At 30.7% G+C, this 18,722-nt stretch carries 20 protein-coding genes; 12 read left to right on the top strand and 8 right to left on the bottom strand.

Annotated elements, in window-relative coordinates; genetic code table 11:
- Positions 1-2 precede the first annotated feature (2 nt).
- The 6 genes from KO500_RS14440 (at position 3) to KO500_RS14415 (ending at position 7,699) form a co-directional block, all read left to right on the top strand.
- Positions 3-389: a DUF2721 domain-containing protein gene (locus KO500_RS14440; protein ID WP_215957271.1), complete on the top strand. Its 387-nt coding sequence runs from the start codon at positions 3-5 to the stop codon at positions 387-389.
- A 337-nt stretch (positions 390-726) separates the two neighbouring features.
- Positions 727-1,404: a succinate dehydrogenase cytochrome b subunit gene (locus KO500_RS14435; RefSeq protein ID WP_215957270.1), complete on the top strand. Its 678-nt coding sequence runs from the start codon at positions 727-729 to the stop codon at positions 1,402-1,404.
- Between the two features lie 12 nt (positions 1,405-1,416).
- Complete coding sequence (locus KO500_RS14430; protein ID WP_215957269.1) at positions 1,417-3,432, top strand: fumarate reductase/succinate dehydrogenase flavoprotein subunit; 2,016 nt, start codon at positions 1,417-1,419, stop codon at positions 3,430-3,432.
- Between the two features lie 10 nt (positions 3,433-3,442).
- Complete coding sequence (locus KO500_RS14425) at positions 3,443-4,183, top strand: succinate dehydrogenase/fumarate reductase iron-sulfur subunit (protein ID WP_215957268.1); 741 nt, start codon at positions 3,443-3,445, stop codon at positions 4,181-4,183.
- Positions 4,184-4,969: 786 nt separating this feature from the next.
- The gene (locus KO500_RS14420; RefSeq protein ID WP_215957267.1) at positions 4,970-5,710 is read left to right on the top strand and encodes a LytR/AlgR family response regulator transcription factor; all 741 of its coding nucleotides are present in this window, start codon (positions 4,970-4,972) and stop codon (positions 5,708-5,710) included.
- Between the two features lie 42 nt (positions 5,711-5,752).
- The gene (locus tag KO500_RS14415) at positions 5,753-7,699 is read left to right on the top strand and encodes a tetratricopeptide repeat protein (protein ID WP_215957266.1); all 1,947 of its coding nucleotides are present in this window, start codon (positions 5,753-5,755) and stop codon (positions 7,697-7,699) included.
- Here KO500_RS14415 and KO500_RS14410 read toward each other — a convergent pair.
- The gene (locus KO500_RS14410) at positions 7,692-8,261 is read right to left on the bottom strand and encodes a DUF3109 family protein (RefSeq protein WP_215957265.1); all 570 of its coding nucleotides are present in this window, start codon (positions 8,259-8,261) and stop codon (positions 7,692-7,694) included. The genes KO500_RS14415 and KO500_RS14410 overlap by 8 nt on opposite strands.
- A gap of 102 nt (positions 8,262-8,363) precedes the next feature.
- Here KO500_RS14410 and KO500_RS14405 point away from each other — a divergent pair, with 102 nt between their 5' ends.
- Both KO500_RS14405 and KO500_RS14400 read left to right on the top strand, forming a co-directional pair.
- A complete protein-coding gene (locus tag KO500_RS14405; protein WP_215957264.1) occupies positions 8,364-8,942 on the top strand; it encodes a MarC family protein in 579 nt (192 codons plus the stop codon).
- Positions 8,943-8,968: 26 nt separating this feature from the next.
- Positions 8,969-9,172 (top strand): hypothetical protein, encoded by a 204-nt coding sequence (locus KO500_RS14400; RefSeq protein ID WP_215957263.1) that lies wholly within the window; start codon positions 8,969-8,971, stop codon positions 9,170-9,172.
- Here the strand turns inward: KO500_RS14400 and KO500_RS14395 are convergent.
- From KO500_RS14395 to KO500_RS14380, 4 genes are all read right to left on the bottom strand, one after another.
- Entirely contained in the window at positions 9,169-10,797 is a 1,629-nt protein-coding gene (locus KO500_RS14395; protein WP_215957262.1) for a S41 family peptidase, read from the bottom strand. The two genes, KO500_RS14400 and KO500_RS14395, sit on opposite strands and share 4 nt — an antisense overlap.
- A gap of 8 nt (positions 10,798-10,805) precedes the next feature.
- Positions 10,806-11,243, bottom strand: a complete 438-nt coding sequence (locus tag KO500_RS14390) for a deoxycytidylate deaminase (RefSeq protein WP_215957261.1) — start codon at positions 11,241-11,243, stop codon at positions 10,806-10,808.
- Between the two features lie 112 nt (positions 11,244-11,355).
- Complete coding sequence (locus tag KO500_RS14385) at positions 11,356-11,940, bottom strand: HupE/UreJ family protein (RefSeq protein ID WP_215957260.1); 585 nt, start codon at positions 11,938-11,940, stop codon at positions 11,356-11,358.
- Positions 11,941-11,953: 13 nt separating this feature from the next.
- Positions 11,954-12,634, bottom strand: coding sequence for a TerB family tellurite resistance protein (locus KO500_RS14380; protein WP_215957259.1), 681 nt, complete (start codon positions 12,632-12,634; stop codon positions 11,954-11,956).
- Positions 12,635-12,777: 143 nt separating this feature from the next.
- Here KO500_RS14380 and KO500_RS14375 point away from each other — a divergent pair, with 143 nt between their 5' ends.
- The 3 genes from KO500_RS14375 (at position 12,778) to KO500_RS14365 (ending at position 14,654) form a co-directional block, all read left to right on the top strand.
- Positions 12,778-13,188 carry a BrxA/BrxB family bacilliredoxin gene (locus KO500_RS14375; RefSeq protein ID WP_215957258.1) on the top strand — a complete coding sequence of 137 codons (411 nt, stop codon included), beginning with the start codon at positions 12,778-12,780 and terminating at the stop codon, positions 13,186-13,188.
- Positions 13,189-13,257: 69 nt separating this feature from the next.
- Complete coding sequence (locus KO500_RS14370) at positions 13,258-13,995, top strand: lysophospholipid acyltransferase family protein (protein ID WP_215957257.1); 738 nt, start codon at positions 13,258-13,260, stop codon at positions 13,993-13,995.
- The gene (locus tag KO500_RS14365) at positions 13,992-14,654 is read left to right on the top strand and encodes an HD domain-containing protein (RefSeq protein WP_215957256.1); all 663 of its coding nucleotides are present in this window, start codon (positions 13,992-13,994) and stop codon (positions 14,652-14,654) included. The genes KO500_RS14370 and KO500_RS14365 overlap by 4 nt, the downstream gene beginning before the upstream one ends.
- Before the next feature lie 4 nt (positions 14,655-14,658).
- Here KO500_RS14365 and KO500_RS14360 read toward each other — a convergent pair whose 3' ends face one another.
- The 3 genes from KO500_RS14360 to KO500_RS14350 all read right to left on the bottom strand — a co-directional run bounded on the left by KO500_RS14360 (position 14,659) and on the right by KO500_RS14350 (position 18,237).
- Positions 14,659-15,732 (bottom strand): PA0069 family radical SAM protein, encoded by a 1,074-nt coding sequence (locus KO500_RS14360; RefSeq protein ID WP_215957255.1) that lies wholly within the window; start codon positions 15,730-15,732, stop codon positions 14,659-14,661.
- 136 nt (positions 15,733-15,868) lie between these two features.
- Positions 15,869-17,356, bottom strand: coding sequence for a hypothetical protein (locus KO500_RS14355; protein WP_252732528.1), 1,488 nt, complete (start codon positions 17,354-17,356; stop codon positions 15,869-15,871).
- A 104-nt stretch (positions 17,357-17,460) separates the two neighbouring features.
- Positions 17,461-18,237 carry an enoyl-CoA hydratase/isomerase family protein gene (locus KO500_RS14350; protein ID WP_215957254.1) on the bottom strand — a complete coding sequence of 259 codons (777 nt, stop codon included), beginning with the start codon at positions 18,235-18,237 and terminating at the stop codon, positions 17,461-17,463.
- A 267-nt stretch (positions 18,238-18,504) separates the two neighbouring features.
- On the opposite strand from KO500_RS14350, the gene KO500_RS14345 reads away from it, so the two are divergent.
- A complete protein-coding gene (locus KO500_RS14345) occupies positions 18,505-18,696 on the top strand; it encodes a hypothetical protein (protein ID WP_215957253.1) in 192 nt (63 codons plus the stop codon).
- The last annotated feature ends 26 nt before the right edge of the window (positions 18,697-18,722 follow it).

The raw sequence follows: 18,722 nt of genomic DNA, 5'->3' as shown, positions 1-18,722 counted from the left end.
ATATGGAGCTTTCTCTTAGTATTCCTTCATTATTATTTCCCGCAATATCATTAACTATGCTTGCATACAATGCGAGATATTTGGCAATTGCCGCTTTAATAAGACAATTGCATCAAAAATACCAAGAAACAGAATTGCATTCTATTAGTTTACAAGTAAAAAAATTAAGACAAAGGCTAACAATAATTAAAAACATGCAAGCAGTTGCCATACTCAGTTTTTTACTGGCGGTAATTACTATGTTTTTAATTTATGTGGAATTAAATTTTTGGGCAAAACTTGTATTTGGTTTTAGTCTTTTTTCACTAATGGCATCCTTAATTCTATCTTTTATTGAAGTTCAAATGTCAACAAAAGCACTTTCAATTCAGTTAAAAGATTTAGAGTGAAAAATACTAAATAGTTTGTTTTAGAATTCTTTAATTAAACTACTAAATTGAATTACTATGATTAAAGTAAAAAAAAGACGTCCTAAAGTTACTATTTGTAAAATATTTTAATTTGACACACCAATAACCAACTATTAGGTTTGTAATTTGAGAACTTAAAATTAGCATTCGAAACCTTTTAAAGTGTAATTTTATAACTTTTCTCAATCGTTATAGTGAAAAATAACCAAATTCTTAAAAAGTTACTTATTTTCATTCTAAATAAGCACAATATACAGCATTAAAGTTTGCTAATAATTCGTTTGTGGTTTAGATTTGTATAAAAAATAAACAACTAATGAGCGGATTTTTTAAATCTTCGATTGGTAGAAAGTATGCAATGGCGCTTTCTGCTTTCTTTTTAATGTTTTTTCTACTTCAGCATTTTGCCATTAATATTTTGTCAGTTTTTAGTCCTGATGCTTTTAATGAAGCGTCACATTTTATGGGGACTTTTTGGGCTGTTCAATATTTATTGCAACCCATTTTAATTTTTGGAGTAATTTATCACTTTGTGATGGGTTTCTATTTAGAAATTAAAAACAAAAATGCTAGAGTAGTAAAGTACGCTAAAAATAACGGAGCAGCTAATTCTAGCTGGATGAGTAGAAACATGATTTATAGCGGATTGGCTATTTTAGCCTTTTTAGTGCTTCACTTTATTGATTTCTGGTTACCAGAATTAAACACAAAATACATTCAAGGCAATATGTCTGGGTTATTGGCTGACGGAGAAAGCTTTCGTTATTACGAAGAGCTTGTTCATAAGTTTGTAAATCCAATACGCGTTATTGCATATGTAATTGCTTTTGTGTTTTTATCATTACACTTAATGCACGGTTTTAGTTCTGCATTTCAATCTGCAGGCGTAACGTCAATGAGAAAAGAAAAGTTACAAATTTTTGGTAAAGCGTATGCTATTATAATCCCATTAGGATTTATATTCATCGCAATTTATCATCATTTTAATCATTAATACCATATACTTATGTCTGTATTAGACTCAAAAGTACCAAAAGGTCCATTAAAGGATAAATGGATTGATTATAAAAATCATATTGATTTAGTTAACCCTGCCAACAAACGTAATATTGATGTTATTGTAGTTGGAACAGGATTAGCAGGTGGTTCAGCTGCTGCAACTTTAGCAGAACTAGGCTATAATGTAAAAACATTTTGCTACCAAGATTCACCACGTAGAGCTCACTCAATTGCTGCTCAAGGTGGTATTAATGCCGCGAAAAACTATCAGGGTGATGGTGACTCAACTTACCGTTTATTTTATGATACCGTAAAAGGTGGTGATTATCGTTCTCGTGAAGCAAACGTTTATCGTTTAGCAGAAGTTTCAGCAAATATTATTGACCAATGTGTTGCTCAAGGAGTTCCTTTTGCACGTGATTATGGCGGATTACTTGATAACCGTTCATTTGGTGGCGTATTAGTATCTCGTACTTTCTACGCAAAAGGTCAAACAGGACAACAATTATTGTTAGGAGCATATTCTGCAATGAACAGACAAATTGCACGTGGTAAAATTACTCCGTTCAACCGTCATGAAATGTTAGATGTTGTTAAAGTTAATGGAAAAGCTCGTGGTATTATTGCACGTAACTTAGTTACTGGTGAAATAGAACGTCATTCAGCTCACGCTGTAGTTATTGCTTCTGGTGGATATGGAAATGTTTATTTCTTATCTACTAATGCAATGGGTTCTAATGCTACTGCCGCTTGGAAAATACACAAAAAAGGTGCATTTTTTGCCAACCCTTGTTACACACAAATTCACCCAACTTGTATTCCACGTTCAGGAGATTATCAGTCTAAATTAACATTGATGTCTGAGTCTTTACGTAACGATGGCCGTATTTGGGTTCCTAAAAATATGGATGATGTAATGGCAATTCGTGAAGGCAAGAAAAAGCCAACTGATTTGTCTGAAGACGAGAGAGATTATTACTTAGAAAGAAGATATCCTGCATTTGGTAACTTAGTACCTCGTGATGTTGCATCACGTGCCGCAAAAGAACGTTGCGATGCTGGTTATGGTGTGAATGCTACAGGTGAAGCTGTTTATTTAGATTTTGCTTCTGCTATTGAAAGATATGGTAAAGAACAAGCTAAAATTCATAACATCAAAAATGCTTCTGCTGCTAAAATATATGAACTTGGTGCTGCAATAGTTAAAGCTAAATACGGTAACCTTTTCCAGATGTACGAAAAAATCGTAGATCAGGATCCATATAAAACACCAATGATGATTTACCCTGCAGTGCATTATACAATGGGTGGTGTTTGGGTTGATTATAACTTAATGACTACTGTAGATGGTTTATACTGTATTGGTGAAGCAAACTTCTCTGATCATGGTGCAAATAGATTAGGAGCTTCAGCCCTAATGCAAGGTTTAGCAGATGGTTATTTTGTATTACCTTATACAATTGGAGATTATCTTTCTCATGAAATTAGAACAGGAAAAATTCCAACGGATTCACCTGAATTTGATGCAGCTGAGAAAGAAGTAACTGATAAAATTAACTTCTTTGTAAATAACAAAGGTTCTCACTCAGTAGATTATTACCACAAAAAACTTGGTAATATTATGTGGGAGAAATGTGGAATGTCTCGTAACGCAACTGGCTTAAAAGAGGCAATGGTAGAAATTAAAGCTTTACGTGAAGATTTTTACAAAAATGTTAGTGTACCTGGTAAAGCAGACGAGTTTAATAACGAATTAGAGAAAGCTGGTCGTGTGGCTGATTTCTTAGAATTAGGAGAGTTGTTTGCAAAAGATGCCTTAGCAAGAGAAGAATCTTGTGGTGGTCACTTTAGAGAAGAATCTGTAGAGTTAGATGGCGAACAAAAAGGTGAAGCAAAACGTAACGATAAAGAGTTTGCTTTTGTTTCAGCTTGGGAATATAAAGGAGAGCCTGGCGAAGCTGTTTTACACAAAGAAGAGCTAGAGTTCAATGAAATCGAATTAAAACAACGTTCATACAAATAAGATAGACATTATGAATTTAACACTTAAAATTTGGCGTCAAAAAGATGCCCAGTCGAAAGGTAAAATGGTCGATTATAAAGTGACTGAGATCTCAGAACACATGTCTTTCTTAGAAATGATGGATGTTTTAAACGAGCAGTTAATTAATTCTGGTGAAGAGCCAGTAGCATTTGATCATGATTGTCGTGAAGGTATTTGCGGTATGTGTTCTATGTACATAAACGGTGAAGCTCACGGACCAGATAGAGGTGTAACTACTTGCCAATTACATATGCGTATGTTTAAAGATGGCGACACAATTACAATTGAACCGTTTAGAGCAAAAGCTTTTCCTGTATTAAAGGATTTAGTTGTTGATAGAGGTGCATTTGATCGTATTCAGCACGCTGGTGGTTACATTTCTGTAAATACTTCTGGTAATACACAAGATGCCAACTCACTTCCTATTTCTAAGCATGCTGCTGATGAAGCAATGGATGCTGCAACTTGTATTGGTTGTGGTGCTTGTGTTGCAAGTTGTAAAAACTCTTCTGCAATGCTTTTTGTTGGCGCAAAAGTATCTCAATACGCATTGTTACCGCAAGGGCAAGTTGAAGCAACTGATCGTGTTAGAAACATGGTTGCACAAATGGATTTAGAAGGCTTTGGTAACTGTACAAATACAGGAGCTTGTGAAGTTGAATGCCCAAAAGGAATTTCATTAGAAAACATTGCAAGAATGAATAGAGAGTTACTAAAATCAAATTTTTAACAATAACCTCTTTTAAAATTTTATAAGATTGAAACCCAAGCTGATGTTTGGGTTTTTTTATTTTTTATGTAGTACAAAGTTGTTTTCAACAAAACACCTCCCAAAGACAATGTCTTTGGGAGGTGTTTTAATTTAAATTATATTTTAAATATCTTAAACTAAAATAATTGAAATTTACAACACTGCCAAACCATACTATTAAATCGCCATAGTAAAATTTGTTCATTAACGACTTTTTATTGACTTAGGAAGTTCCCCCCGAAACCTAAAAATCAAATACCTGAAAATAAATTTCAGAACTCAGTAATTAAATTTATTACATATAGCTTATACTCAATAGTATTAATTGGCTTGACAGTTTTTATTGTAAATTGATTATTATCTAAATAAGTTAATAATTATTAGGTCTTAATTATTTTCAGTGAAAAGTATAATAGCTATAAGAACTATTAAAACCATAAATAAAACTATTGCTAAAAACATGTTCACTTCTTTTATAAAATTTGATTATTTATTCAATAAAAATTCAGCAGTTTTTATTTAACTCATTGTTTTACAGTACTAAAATAAGATTATTTAATATTTTAAAGAATTGGAATGTATAAATGGTATAAAAAACTGTATAAATGGTAATCCTAAAACCAAATAAGTAATATAACTATTACAAAAATAAAATGGGATATTTTAACCAACTACACTTAAAAACTAACCAATTACACATTGAACATTAAATAATTAAAAAATACTCTTATTTTTGAAACACCCAATACTTTATACCGAACAAACATGTTAAAAGCTGTAATCGTAGATGACGAAGCAAAGGCTCTCCAAAGTTTAACCTGGGAGCTCACTAACTTCAGTAACGAGATTGATATTGTAGCATCATTTACAAATCCTATTGAAGCATTATCATATTTAAACAATAATAAAAACATACCAGACTGTCTTTTTTTAGACATAGAAATGCCTACAATGGATGGTTTTCAATTCATGCAGAGGTTAAGTAATAGAGATTTTCCTGTGGTTATTACAACTGCATACAATCAATATGCTATTAAAGCTTTAAAAAATGAAGCGATTGATTATTTATTAAAGCCTATTGATTCTGATGATTTGAACGCTACAGTTGAAAAAATAAAAAAATTTAACACAAAACATTTTACACCAGATAAATTAGAACAAATTCTTTTAAATTTTCACGAAAGCCAAACTCAAAAAAAAATAACCATAAATGCTGATGGTAAGATACTATTTTTACGCAATGAAGAAATCTCATATATAGAATCTGATGGAAACTACAGCACCATTTTTCTATGTGATGAAACCAAAATTGTGATTACTAAAAAATTAAAAGAAGTCAATGAAATTTTACCAGATGACACTTTTTTTAGAGTCCATAATTCATATATAATAAATTTAACTAAAGTAAAAGAATTTTATAAAGCAGAAGGATACATTGTTTTAGAAAACAATCAAAAAATACCAGTATCAAGACAAAAAAAATCTGATTTTCTAGACCTTTTGTAGTTTTGAATGATACTTTGTTTTCAGCTTAAAATAAATAGACGCATGTCAATACAACCAAAGTATAAAACAATTAAAAAACTCTGTGTCTATTTTATATTTTTTAATATAAATTATTCATTATCACAACAAATACCTCAAAACTTTAAAAATAAAGTTGATAGCATAGTTGCTTCAACACCACAAAAATATGATACTCTCAACAAAAAATTAAATAACGTAAAATACGACACAATTCTACTTAATTACTTTTTAAAAATCTCTAGAAAGAATAATTATTTAGAAGGCCAATCATATGCCTTAAATCACTTGGGTAATAAATACAGAAATACGTCACAATTACAAAAAGGGATAAACCATCACAAAGAAGCATTAAAAATAGCTAAACAAGCTAATAATGTTGTTTTACAACTGTACAGTCTAAATATGCTAAGCCTCTCTTACAAGTATATTGATGCTATAAAAACCTCATTAGATTATGCTCAACGAGCTTTAGAATTAGGAGAATTAGAAAAAGAACCAAATTATCAAGTAAAACGAAATATAACTTTCGCACTAAATAATATTGGTAATATATATTTGTCTTTGAAGCAATATCAAATTGCAATAGAAAAATTCAATACTTCATTAAAACAAGACGAAAATATTGGAAACGCTATCGGCCTAGCGGTAAACAATCAAAATATTGGCACTTGTTATGAAGAATTGGGTCAATTGGATTTAGCTCTTAAATATTATAAAAAAAGTTACACATACAGCAGTCAAATTAATAATGATATAGGAAAGTTAATTTGCAATAATTATATAGCACAGGTTTATATAAAACAAAACAAAACCATTGAAGCAAAAAAATTATTAAAAACCACATTAAAAGAAGCCCAAAAAGCTAATAATAATTATCTGGCCGCATCTATCTACTTAAATTTAGGAATGGCTCAAATACAACTCAAAGAATACAAAAGTGCTGAAAACCACTTATTAAATGGGATATTTTTGGCAAAAGAACATAATTCCCCTAAATCTCAAGTTTTAGGCTATAGTCACCTATCAGAATTATATTCTATAAAAAAGGATTATAAAAAGTCACTACAATATTATAAAAAAGCAAAATTAATTGATGAAACTATCAATAATGAAACAAATATCAAATACGTAAATGATATTCTGTTTAGGTATGATACTGAGAAGAAGAATAGCCAAATTGAGGCTTTAGCTCGTGAAAATGAAAGAGTAAGACTCGAACTTAAAAAAAATGAAAATACTATTTTAGTTAGTTTGCTTTCTTTAGCTCTTCTTGCTTTAATACTCTACATACTATACCGACAGTTTCAACTAAAAAGTGAGAAAAAATTATTAACCCTTGAACAAACTATGCTAAGGAGTCAAATGAACCCTCATTTTTTATTCAACTCTTTAAATTCTATAAAACTGTATATTATTAATAATGAAACTAAAAATGCAGTTTATTATCTAAATAAATTTTCAAAACTAGTACGCAAAATTCTTGAAGCTTCTACACTAAAAGAAATCTCTTTATCTGACGAATTAGAAACTATTGAACTTTATATGAATATTGAAAATATTAGATTTTCAAACGAAATAGATTTTCAAATTAAAGTAGAAAAAAACATTGATACAGAACATATTAAAATTCCTTCTTTAATACTACAACCCTTTTTAGAAAATGCAATTTGGCATGGCTTATCTTCAAAAATAGGAGAAAAAAAAATCAGATTAGATGTTTTTTCTAAAGATGATTATTTTAATATAATCACTATTACAGATAATGGTATTGGCCGAGGAGCTTCTGAAGTGATAAAAGAAAATAAGGTTTTAAAAAGAAAATCAATCGGTATAAATATCACAAAAGAACGTTTATATAATTTCTCAAAAGATTACCACAATTCTTTTGATGTGGAAATTATCGACCTTTATGATAATACAGATACCCCTTGTGGTACAAAAGTAGTAATTTCACTCCCTACTATTTAGCCATATCATTAGCTACTTGCTCCAATTCCGTATACCACTCTTCGCCAAATTTACGCACTAAAGCTTCTTTTACAAATTTATAAATAGGCACTTGTAATTCAGCCCCCAAAGAACATGCATCATCGCAAATATGCCACTTATGATAATTTACAGCTGTAAATTCTGAATATTCGCGTATTCTAACAGGGTACATATGGCATGAAACGGGTTTTTTCCATGTAGTTATTCCTTCATTATAAGCATCTTCTAATGCACATTTAGCAGTTCCATTTTTAGAAAAAACTACATAAGCACATTCACTACCATTAACTAAAGGAGTTTCCCACTCACCATCTTCACCCTTTACAAAAGCACCTTCTTTTTCAATAACAGCAATACCTTCAGGTCTTAAAAAAGGTTTTACATCTTGGTAAATATCTACTAAAATCTCCGTTTCTTTTTCATCAAGCGGAGCCCCTGCATCTCCATCAATACAACAAGCACCTTTACATGCGGTTATATTGCAAACAAAATCATTCTCTATAATTTCCTCTGATATCAGGGTTTTTCCTATCTGAAACATACTACTTGTTATAAAATACAAAGATACTTTATCTAAATTTATTTATAGCTATAACTTCCTTTACTTGATTTATAATGTAAATTTGCATACAAATTACTTGATATGGGTTTACGTTTTGATCTTAAAGAAATTGCTACTGCAACAATGGTACTTTTTGCTGTTATTGATATTTTAGGAAGTATTCCTATAATCATCGGTTTGCGTAATAAAGTTGGACATATACAATCAGAAAAAGCATCATTAGTTGCTTCATTAATTATGATTGCCTTTCTATTTGTGGGTGATAAAATTTTAAGTATTATCGGTATTGACGTTAATTCTTTTGCCGTTGCGGGTTCTTTTATTATCTTTTTCTTAGCTATAGAAATGATTTTAGGCATTACATTATATAATGATGATGAACCTGAAAGTGCTTCAATAGTACCAATTGCATTCCCTTTAATTGCAGGTGCTGGTACAATGACTTCTATATTATCATTGCGAGCAGAGTATTACGTTGAAAATATTATTGTAGGTATTTTAATAAATATGGTATTTGTTTACATTGTATTAAAATCATCAAAAAAAATAGAAAACATACTAGGTCAAGCTGGTCTTAGTGTTATTAGAAAAGTCTTTGGTGTAATTTTACTTGCTATAGCTGTAAAACTATTCGCCGCAAACATAAATGAGCTTTTTTAAGCTACTAAAAATTTAAATTTATTACAATGAATAAAATAATAAATATTATCCTAATTATAATTGCTACTGGTTTGATCATTTACAATGCAACCATACTAAATTTTGATAATTTATTTGAAGGTGATAGTATGGTTGCACTTATCGGAATAGTTGCCGCTCTATGTGCTATTGTGCTTTTACTTATCTTTATGATATCAAAAAAAATTCAGAAAAAAGTAGAAGATAATTAATCCTCTACTACTTTTTCTAATTCCATTTCTTGATTGCTATCAAGCTCTAACACTTTTTTTAGCATATCATCATCTTGATCTTTGATTATAGCATAAGCATTCGGGTTAAATAACTGCTCTGCTAACGATGCTTTTATGTAAAGTTTAATCTTATCCTCTAAATTATAAAACAAATCAGCAGATCCGGCTTGAGCGCCAAATTGTTGCATGTAATTGACAAACTTTTCAAACAAAACATTATCTACTTTAAAATTCTTGATAAAATCTTGTTCTTCATAATCTTTATATCGCGTTCTATCTTCTTCGAGATGATTAAAAACAAAGCGAGACATAATACCCACATTCAATAAAGAGTTTACTGTTTCTTCATCGTAATTACTAATTGGAACAAACACATCAGGAATAATACCACCACCACCATAAACAACTTTTCCTTTAGGTGTGATGAACTTTAAAGAATCGGCAACTTTAATACTATCAACAGATACTAGTTCTCCACTAGCATAACGGTCTGTAAATTTCTGGTAATAATCTTTATTTCCATTCGCATAATCTTTTTGAATAGATCTACCTGTTGGTGTATAATAACGCGATATTGTTAAACGCACTGCAGAGCCATCACCCAGTTCCATTTCACGTTGCACTAATCCTTTACCGAAAGAACGCCTACCCACAATAGTACCTGTATCATTATCTTGTAATGCTCCTGCAATAATTTCACTTGCAGATGCCGAGCGTTCATTAATTAGTACATAAATTGGTTTATCTTCAAAAGAGCCTTTACTGGTTGCAAATGACTTATCAATTTTACCTTTTTTGTTTTTTGTAAATAAAATTAGCTTATCATCTTGTAAAAATTCATCGGCCATTTGCTCGGCAATGGTTAAATAACCACCTGGGTTATCTCTTAAATCTAAGGTCAGCTTTTCCGCACCTTGATTTTGCAAACTAGACAAGGCCTCTTTAAACTCTTTATAAGTAGATTCTGCAAAACGATTTACTTTTATATACCCCATGTCATTGGTTAACATATAAGCCGCTTCAACACTTTTTAAAGGAATATCATCTCTTTTTACATTAACCGTAAATGTTTTATCTTCTTGTTCTCGATAAATTTTAAGCTTTACAGCACTTCCCTTTTTTCCTTTTAATTTATCAATGATTGATGTATTTGCCATATTCTGACCGAATAATGAATCATTGTCAGCCATTAAAATACGATCACCAGGTAGGATGCCTTTATTATAACTTGGTCCACCTTCAATTGTTCTAACTACAGCAATGGTATCGTTTTCCATAAAAAAACTGATACCAATACCTACAAAATCCCCTTTCATACTCTCGGAGACTTTTGCCATGTCTTCTTTAGGGATATAGACAGAATGTGGATCTAACTTATCTAAAATATTATTTACAGCCACATCAACAATACTATCGGTATTAATATCATCGACATACTCATAATCAATATAATCAATAAGCCTATTTAGCTTATCTTTTTTAGAATTAGTCGTGAATAATTTTTCTGGTGTATCATTAAAATGAAGTTTTCCTCCAATAAAAACCCCAATTGCTAGAGTTACCGCAAGAATTGTGGGCCATATATATTGTTGATTTTTCTTCATATTTTATATTATGAATTGGCTTCGATTTCAGGAAGATGCGCTAATTCAACTCCTGCTTTTTTTAGAAACTGGAGTCCAGAATCATCTTTATATGCATTTTGATACACGACACGTTTTATACCCGATTGATGAATAAGCTTACTACAATCTTTACAGGGCGACAATGTAATATATAACGTTGCTCCATCACATGATTGGGTTGACGAAGCTACTTTTAATATTGCATTTGCTTCTGCATGTAATACATACCATTTGGTATACCCTTCATCATCTTCACAAAAATTTTCAAAACCAGTTGGTGTACCGTTGTAACCATCAGAAATAATCATTCTGTCTTTTACAATAATTGCCCCTACTTTTTTACGCTCACAGAATGAAAGTTTACCCCATTCTAATGCCATTCTTAAATAAGCTTTATCGTATTTTTTTTGCTTTGAATCTTTCATGAATTAAAATATATTTCCAAAATTTATAGACTTCATATTTTTGGAAATAAATGACTAAGATACCTGCTTTCTACAACCTTCACAACCACAGATGGTTAATTTTAACCAAAAATCAAAAAGGAAAGGTCTCAATTAAAATTGGAATAGTAATGAAAATTATCACAATTGATGCTCCAATAATAAATAATGACTGTTTTAATTTAGCTACTTCTTGAGTTAAAAATGCTATCATTAATATTGAAAGTATAATGCTTAATTGCGACAATTCAATACCTGATGCAAAACCCAATAACGGAGTAACCTTATCTTCTTCTTCAACCATTAACATTTTAAAATAGTTTGAAAAGCCAAAACCATGTATTAATCCAAAAAGAGCTGTGGCGCCTGCATGAAACAGAATACTTCTATTTTCAATTTTAGTACGCACGTAAATAATATTATAAATAGCTGTAAGAACAATAGTTACTGGTATTAAAAACTCAATTAAACTTACATCAACTTCTAAAATCTCAAAAGCTGATAAAGCTAATGATAAACAATGTGCAATTGTGAATACTGTTGCTAACACAACAACTTTTTTCCAAGTTTTAAAAGTAAACGGAATTGCTAAAACTGATAAAAATAAAATATGATCGTATGCTGCAAAATCAAGCACATGATCTAAACCAAGTTTTAAATAAAACCAAAATTCTGACATTATTAAATATTTTTTAATTTAAACCTCTTTCATTCTGAATAGTTTCATAAGCTTTTTGAACTTCCTTAAACTTTTCTTCAGCTCCTTTTTTAATCGCTTCGTTTTCGGTATTTACCCTGTCTGGATGGTATTTTTTTGCCATACTCCTATAAGCCTTTTTCACTTCATCATCAGTGGCAGTTTTTTCAATCTCTAATACTTTATAAGAATTATCAGCAGATTTAATAAACATAGCCTTTACACTCTCAAAACTATTTTTACCTATTCTTAAATAATCTGCAATCTCTTGTATTTTATTTATCTCAGCACTACTAACGTTACCGTCTGCTTGAGCAATACCAAATAAAAAGTGTACCAATTGCAAACGAACCTCTGGACTAGTTCTCATATTCATATAATTGCAAATGTTAGAAACCGAAACTTCTTTTTTCTTTACAACATCATTAAAAACTCTGAATATAGCATTTGCTTTCTCCTTTCCATAAGTACTTACAAAATATCCCTGTACATAAGCCATTTCACTCTGTGTAACTTTACCATCCGCTTTTATAACAAGTGAACATAATGACAATAAATTTAATTCAAAATCTGCAGGGCTTACAGGTCTTGATTTTTGTGCTGTAAAAGTTGTTTTTGAGCTACTAAATAACCTTTGAAGAAAATAGAATATTACAATAAGAAAGATCCACTTCATTTTTTTAAAATAATTTTTCCCAAAGATATAATAATCAATCACAAAAAATAGTGTAACGAAAAGTTAAGGAAAAGTAAGAACTACGACAAATTACTTATCTTTGATAACTTAACTAGATTTTTAATTGATTAAAATATATAATTATGTATCCTGCAGAATTAGTAAAACCAATGAGAGAAGACCTAGCCTCTGCTGGGTTTGAAGAATTACATACAGCTGAAGCTGTTGAAAAAGCTGTAAATGCTGACGGAACAACTTTAGTAGTTGTAAACTCAGTTTGTGGCTGTGCTGCTGCTAACGCAAGACCAGCTGCTAAATTTAGTCTTACAAATAGCAAAAAACCAGATAATATTGTTACTGTTTTTGCTGGTGTAGATTTTGATGCTGTAGATAAGGCAAGAAGCTTAATGGTTCCTTTTCCTCCATCGTCACCAAGTATGGCATTATTTAAAAATGGTGAGTTAGTTCATATGATTGAGCGACATCATATTGAAGGTAGACCAGCTGAAGTAATTGCAGAAAACTTAATGTCTGCTTACGATGAATTTTGTTAGTATAAAATAGTATTAAAATATTTTACCAAAAACCGCTCTATAAAAGGAGCGGTTTTTTATTTTTGTGAGATGCAAAAAATTCTAGCATATCCATTAAGCATACTCTACCAATTAGCATTTGGATTGTGTTTACTAATTTTTCATCCTTTACAATGGGTTGCTTTTCATGTTTTTGGCTATAATGCCCTTAAAAAAACTGTGAGTTTACTAAACCTAAGCTTAATGAGGTGTTCTTATATTTTGGGAAGCTACTATACCTTTAATAATCCACATCAAATTCCAGAAGGAAGACCATTAATAATTGTTGCCAATCACCAAAGCATGCACGATATTCCACCAATAATTTGGGGGATGCGAAAATACCATCCAAAGTTTGTTAGTAAAATTGAATTAGGTAAAAATATACCGAGTGTATCATTTAATCTTGTTCATGGAGGCTCTGTTTTAATTGACAGAAATGATGGCAAACAAGCATTAGGTCAAATTGTTAAGCTTGGTAAGTATATAGAAGATCATAACAGAAGTGCAGTTATTTTCCCAGAAGGAACTCGAAGTAGAACTGGTGAGCCTAAAAAATTTCAAACTACGGGCTTAAAGTTATTGATGAAAAATGCGCCGTCAGCATTAATAGTTCCTATAAGTATAAACAACTCATGGAAAATGCTACGGTATGGTAAATTCCCTAATGGAATTGGTAATAATATTACACTTGATGTTCATAAACCAATTGAAAATACAGGTGATTTTGAGCAACTTCTTAATCAAATAGAAAATACAGTAACCTCAGGAATAATTTTAGATAAATGACCAACACTGCCATTGTAGAAGAAACTATCGCTTTTGTTAGAGAAACTTTACAAGGTGCCGAAGGTGGACACGATTGGTTTCATATCCAACGTGTATTTAGAACATCACTATTAATTGCTAAAGACGAAAAAGAGATTGATGTTTTAGTTGTAAGCTTAGGTGCGCTATTACATGATATTGCTGATGCTAAGTTTTTTGATGGTGATGAAACTGTTGGCCCTAAACTAGCTAAAGAGTTTTTAACAGCCTTAGCCATTGATAAAAAAGTAATTACACACGTTGTAAAAATAATTGAGAATATCTCTTTTAAAAATAGTCTTGAAAAAGGCTCAAAGAAATTCAATTCATTAGAACTGCAGGTCATACAAGACGCTGATATGATTGATGCTATTGGAGCCATTGGAATTGCACGTACTTTTAATTATGGAGGATTTAAAAACAGACCTTTATACAATCCTGATATTGCACCTAATTTGAATATGACTAAAGAGGAGTATAAAAAATCTTCTGCCCCTACCATTAATCATTTTTACGAAAAACTTCTTCTTCTTAAAGATAAAATGAATACTAAAACTGGGAAAGCTATTGCTGAAGAACGACACCAGTTTATGCTTAATTATTTAGAGCAGTTTTACAAAGAGTGGAATTCTCAATTTTAAAAAATTAAAACAATTTAAATTGCCCGTCTTTAAACTGTTCGTGTAGCTTAGTATTTAGTAATGGTCTAGTTTTATTGTTAAAATATTTTTTCTTAGCCATTGTCATCAAATCATGAATTTGAGTTGCAATTTTACCTTCACCTCTATTCCGAAGTCCAAAACGACTATCATTTAAAGTGCCACCATGGCATTCTTCAATTTGATGTAATACTTTAGTTGCTTTATCAGGCAGTGTTTTATGAATCCAATCGGTAAATATTTGCCCTATAGCGCCATTCAAACGTACGACAGTAAACCCAAAAGACAAAGCTCCATTATCAGAAACAGCCTTTGCTAAGTTTAAAATTTCATGACTATTTATTCCTGGTATTATTGGAGCTAACATAGTATTTACAGGAATTTTATTTTCTGATAAAATACGTACAGTTTCTAATCGTTTTTTAATGGAAACTGTTCGGGGTTCTAAAATTCTTCTCGTTTTTTCAGATAATGATGTGATGGATATATTTACGGCAATTAAATTATCATTTGCTAATTCTTTTAAAATATCTAAATCTCGTAAAATCAATCCATTTTTAGTGATAATACTCACTGGATGTTTATACTTTAAAAACACTTTTAAACATGCTCTAGTAATCTCAAATTGTTTTTCTGCAGGCTGGTAACAATCTGTATTTCCTGAAAGCACAATTGTAGTTGCTTTCCATCTTTTACTTTTTAATTTATCCTCCAATAGTCTAGGAGCATCTTTTTTAACCAAAATAATTCTTTCAAAATCTAAACCTGCACTATAACCCCAATACTCATGTGTGTTACGTGCATAACAATAAATACAACCGTGCTCACAGCCTTGATAAGGGTTCATAGAGAACTCCATTCCAATATCGGGGCTAGTAACTTTATTTACTATTGTTTTAGGAAAAATAGGAATATATTTTGTCTTATTTTTATCAGCTTCCTCACCTTCTAATCTACAAAATTCTAAAAAATCATCACGTTGTTCGTAACTAAATTCTAAAAATTTATTTGAACTATTTTGCTGTGCACCCCTACCTCTTAAAATACTTTTATTAGTCATAATATTTGGAATTAATCCAAAATTATGGAATAAATACTTATTTTAGATTTTATTTTAGTTAAAATTTAAATTTTATTAAAAAAGCCATTTTCTAATGGAGAAAATGGCTTTCATACTTTATAAAACATTTTTTTGCTTAGTCAAAACTGACCTTTACTTGTTGCTTTTTAGTCCCTCTTTTAGCATAGAACAAAAGTTTATCATTTGCTGTGTCAATTAAAGGAATAGATACCATCAAAGGTAATCTGGCTTCTTTACTATCAATTACTTTTTCATAATTCATATGACCGTTCTCATCTAATTTAATGACAAACACATTTCTATTTCTACTCAAACCTTGCTTAAAAAGAATACGATCGTCACCAATTTTCTGAGGATTTTCACTAGCTGTACTTATAAAAAAGTAAGTATCAGTACCTTTTGTGTATGAACAATACGAAGTATACGCTGGGTCGCCTTGAGTAACTTCTGTTTTATTAATATTTCTTGCCCAGACCATCTCACCCTGCGGATCTAATTTAACACTCACAATATCATTATAATGAAAACGATCAATTTTTAAACGAGAACCAGAAGGATCACTTTGTGTACTTGTTGTTACGAAGTATTCTTCAGCATTGAATAGAATGTAATCGTCTTTAGTTACCTCAACACCTTTAAAAACAAGATTCTTAATAATCTTATCCGAATCTAAACCAAATTTATCAACCATAAATTGTTCTGAAAAATTATGATATTTCTCTTCATTAATTTTCATTGTTGCTGAGTCTATATCATAATAAACTATACCATTGTATCTATTGTCTTTTCTAGTTGCAAAAAAACCAACACAAATAACTTTACCATTTTTAACAATTGGTGTAAGTGCTTCTGGTAATTTACCAGGAGTTGCAAAATTTTGAATTTTGCCTCCTGCATCTGATATTTGTAATAATTCATATTGAAACTTACGCTCATTAGCCGTAAAACGTTTCTTTTTAAAATAGGCTTTAGCCGTTAAGTACACCTGCTTTAAATCTTTTGAAGTTTCCATGTTTTCAAAAGCATAGTTTTTTGTTTCTACTTCACCTGAAAAATCATGCTCAAATATTTTATTTAAACCAGAATCAAAAACATGAATAATATGTTTATTATCTTTTCCTTTTTTGTGATGCGAACTAATTGCAAAAGCAGTCCTCTCTTTATTAAAAAGAACGGTTGTTGTAAAACCTGATGTAAAATTTCTATTGTAGTAGTTACGATCTAGCGGTTGTTCTACGGGTTTCGAATCAATACTTAGTATTTTATCAATGGTAAAATTAAATTCATCAAACGGACTTCTGTGCACAGAATACTCATATGCCTCAGCATTATAATTATATTCTAGAAACAATAGATAAACTTGACCATTTTTTACAAATGCATCTACATAATCAACATCCTTTATCTTGTAATTGTAGGTATTTATTAGTTCAAGATTCTCATTATAGTGTTCTATAAAATATCCTTTAGGCTTTAATATAATTCCTGTATAGTAAGACCTAATTAAGATGCTACCGCCTTTACCATCTGGTGCTGTGGTTAATAAATTTGAATATTTATATCTATCGCTATACTTTTCACCAAAAGTATATGATATCGGCATTTCTTGAGCTTGGGAAAAGCACATAAAAGCGAAGAAAAACAAGATGAATAACTTGTTGTAACGCAAAGTAGGCATAATTTTAAGATTTTAGGTTAAACAGTGGCTTACTCAAATTTTGCTTTTCTTTTTTCTAAGAATGCTGTTGTTCCTTCTTCAAAATCGGAAGTACCAAAGCAATTTCCAAAAGCTTTAATTTCTTCTTTAAAACCATCTGTATCACTACTAAAACCAGCATTTATTGCTTTTATTGCATAACTTATCGCAACAGATGAATTATTCGATATCTTACCTGCTAATTTCTCACATAAGGGTAATAATTCTTCTTGAGGTACTACATAATTTACCAAACCTATCGAAAGGGCTTTTGTTGCATCAATCATACCAGCGGTCATGATCATTTCGTTAGCAATACCCTTACCTACTAATTGCGGTAAACGTTGCGTACCACCATAACCAGGAATAACTCCCAGAGAAACTTCGGGTAAACCCATTTTAGCATTATCGCTAGCAACTCTAAAGTGGCTTGCCATTGCCAACTCTAATCCGCCACCTAAAGCAAAACCATTTACAGCTGCAATTACTGGCGTATTTAGTTGTTCTACATAATCAAATAATTTTTTTTGTCCTTTAGCTGCTAGTTTTTCTCCTTCATTTACTGAAAAATCAGAAAATTCTGCGATATCGGCACCAGCAACAAAGGCTTTTTCTCCACTACCCGTTACAATAATTACCTTTACTCTTTTATCTTTATTAAGTGCTTTAAAAGCACGGTGCAACTCTTGAATAGTAGCTTTATTTAATGCATTTAATTTTGTTGGACGATTAATAGTCACTGTTGCAATATTATTTTTCTCTTTAACTAAAATATTATCAAAACTCATATGTCAAATTTTTAAATCCACTTAAAGATAACTTCTTCATATGAAATTGCACAAATTTAAACTCAGAAATCAATAACCCCCTAAGAAAAACTATTAACGATGCGTTAGAACAGTTAATTTAATAACGTACACAGGTATTTAAGCTCTTAGAAAATGGCTGAATATGTTTATTTACCTGCTATAAAAGCGTTAACAAAACCTTAACATTTTATTTTAGGAATACTCTATCATTATCATATACTAATGCCTTAAAATCAATAAATTTTTATGAAGTTAATACACATTAAAAGAGAAACAAAAACAGAACAGAGACACAGTGTAAAAATGGGTAGTTTAAATACTAAAGTTACTTATGTACAAAAGTATTTTTTAGGCATTAAAATAAAGACTTTACACAAATACAGAGAAACGTATTATGGTGAGGTTAAAAATTGTGATGATTGCTTTCTGTTTGTTTAACTTTTAATAAAAATAAAAAAGCCAGA

This window comes from Cellulophaga baltica (assembly GCF_018861125.1).
GTDB lineage: Bacteria > Bacteroidota > Bacteroidia > Flavobacteriales > Flavobacteriaceae > Cellulophaga > Cellulophaga baltica_A.
This window is presented reverse-complemented; position numbering and strand designations above follow the sequence as displayed.

Coding starts and splice junctions, on each gene's coding strand:
- KO500_RS14440 (WP_215957271.1), top strand. CDS start 3: ATGGAGCTTTCTCTTAGTATTCCTTCATTATTATTTCCCGCAATATCA.
- KO500_RS14435 (WP_215957270.1), top strand. CDS start 727: ATGAGCGGATTTTTTAAATCTTCGATTGGTAGAAAGTATGCAATGGCG.
- KO500_RS14430 (WP_215957269.1), top strand. CDS start 1,417: ATGTCTGTATTAGACTCAAAAGTACCAAAAGGTCCATTAAAGGATAAA.
- KO500_RS14425 (WP_215957268.1), top strand. CDS start 3,443: ATGAATTTAACACTTAAAATTTGGCGTCAAAAAGATGCCCAGTCGAAA.
- KO500_RS14420 (WP_215957267.1), top strand. CDS start 4,970: ATGTTAAAAGCTGTAATCGTAGATGACGAAGCAAAGGCTCTCCAAAGT.
- KO500_RS14415 (WP_215957266.1), top strand. CDS start 5,753: ATGTCAATACAACCAAAGTATAAAACAATTAAAAAACTCTGTGTCTAT.
- KO500_RS14410 (WP_215957265.1), bottom strand. CDS start 8,261: ATGTTTCAGATAGGAAAAACCCTGATATCAGAGGAAATTATAGAGAAT.
- KO500_RS14405 (WP_215957264.1), top strand. CDS start 8,364: ATGGGTTTACGTTTTGATCTTAAAGAAATTGCTACTGCAACAATGGTA.
- KO500_RS14400 (WP_215957263.1), top strand. CDS start 8,969: ATGAATAAAATAATAAATATTATCCTAATTATAATTGCTACTGGTTTG.
- KO500_RS14395 (WP_215957262.1), bottom strand. CDS start 10,797: ATGAAGAAAAATCAACAATATATATGGCCCACAATTCTTGCGGTAACT.
- KO500_RS14390 (WP_215957261.1), bottom strand. CDS start 11,243: ATGAAAGATTCAAAGCAAAAAAAATACGATAAAGCTTATTTAAGAATG.
- KO500_RS14385 (WP_215957260.1), bottom strand. CDS start 11,940: ATGTCAGAATTTTGGTTTTATTTAAAACTTGGTTTAGATCATGTGCTT.
- KO500_RS14380 (WP_215957259.1), bottom strand. CDS start 12,634: ATGAAGTGGATCTTTCTTATTGTAATATTCTATTTTCTTCAAAGGTTA.
- KO500_RS14375 (WP_215957258.1), top strand. CDS start 12,778: ATGTATCCTGCAGAATTAGTAAAACCAATGAGAGAAGACCTAGCCTCT.
- KO500_RS14370 (WP_215957257.1), top strand. CDS start 13,258: ATGCAAAAAATTCTAGCATATCCATTAAGCATACTCTACCAATTAGCA.
- KO500_RS14365 (WP_215957256.1), top strand. CDS start 13,992: ATGACCAACACTGCCATTGTAGAAGAAACTATCGCTTTTGTTAGAGAA.
- KO500_RS14360 (WP_215957255.1), bottom strand. CDS start 15,732: ATGACTAATAAAAGTATTTTAAGAGGTAGGGGTGCACAGCAAAATAGT.
- KO500_RS14355 (WP_252732528.1), bottom strand. CDS start 17,356: ATGCCGATATCATATACTTTTGGTGAAAAGTATAGCGATAGATATAAA.
- KO500_RS14350 (WP_215957254.1), bottom strand. CDS start 18,237: ATGAGTTTTGATAATATTTTAGTTAAAGAGAAAAATAATATTGCAACA.
- KO500_RS14345 (WP_215957253.1), top strand. CDS start 18,505: ATGAAGTTAATACACATTAAAAGAGAAACAAAAACAGAACAGAGACAC.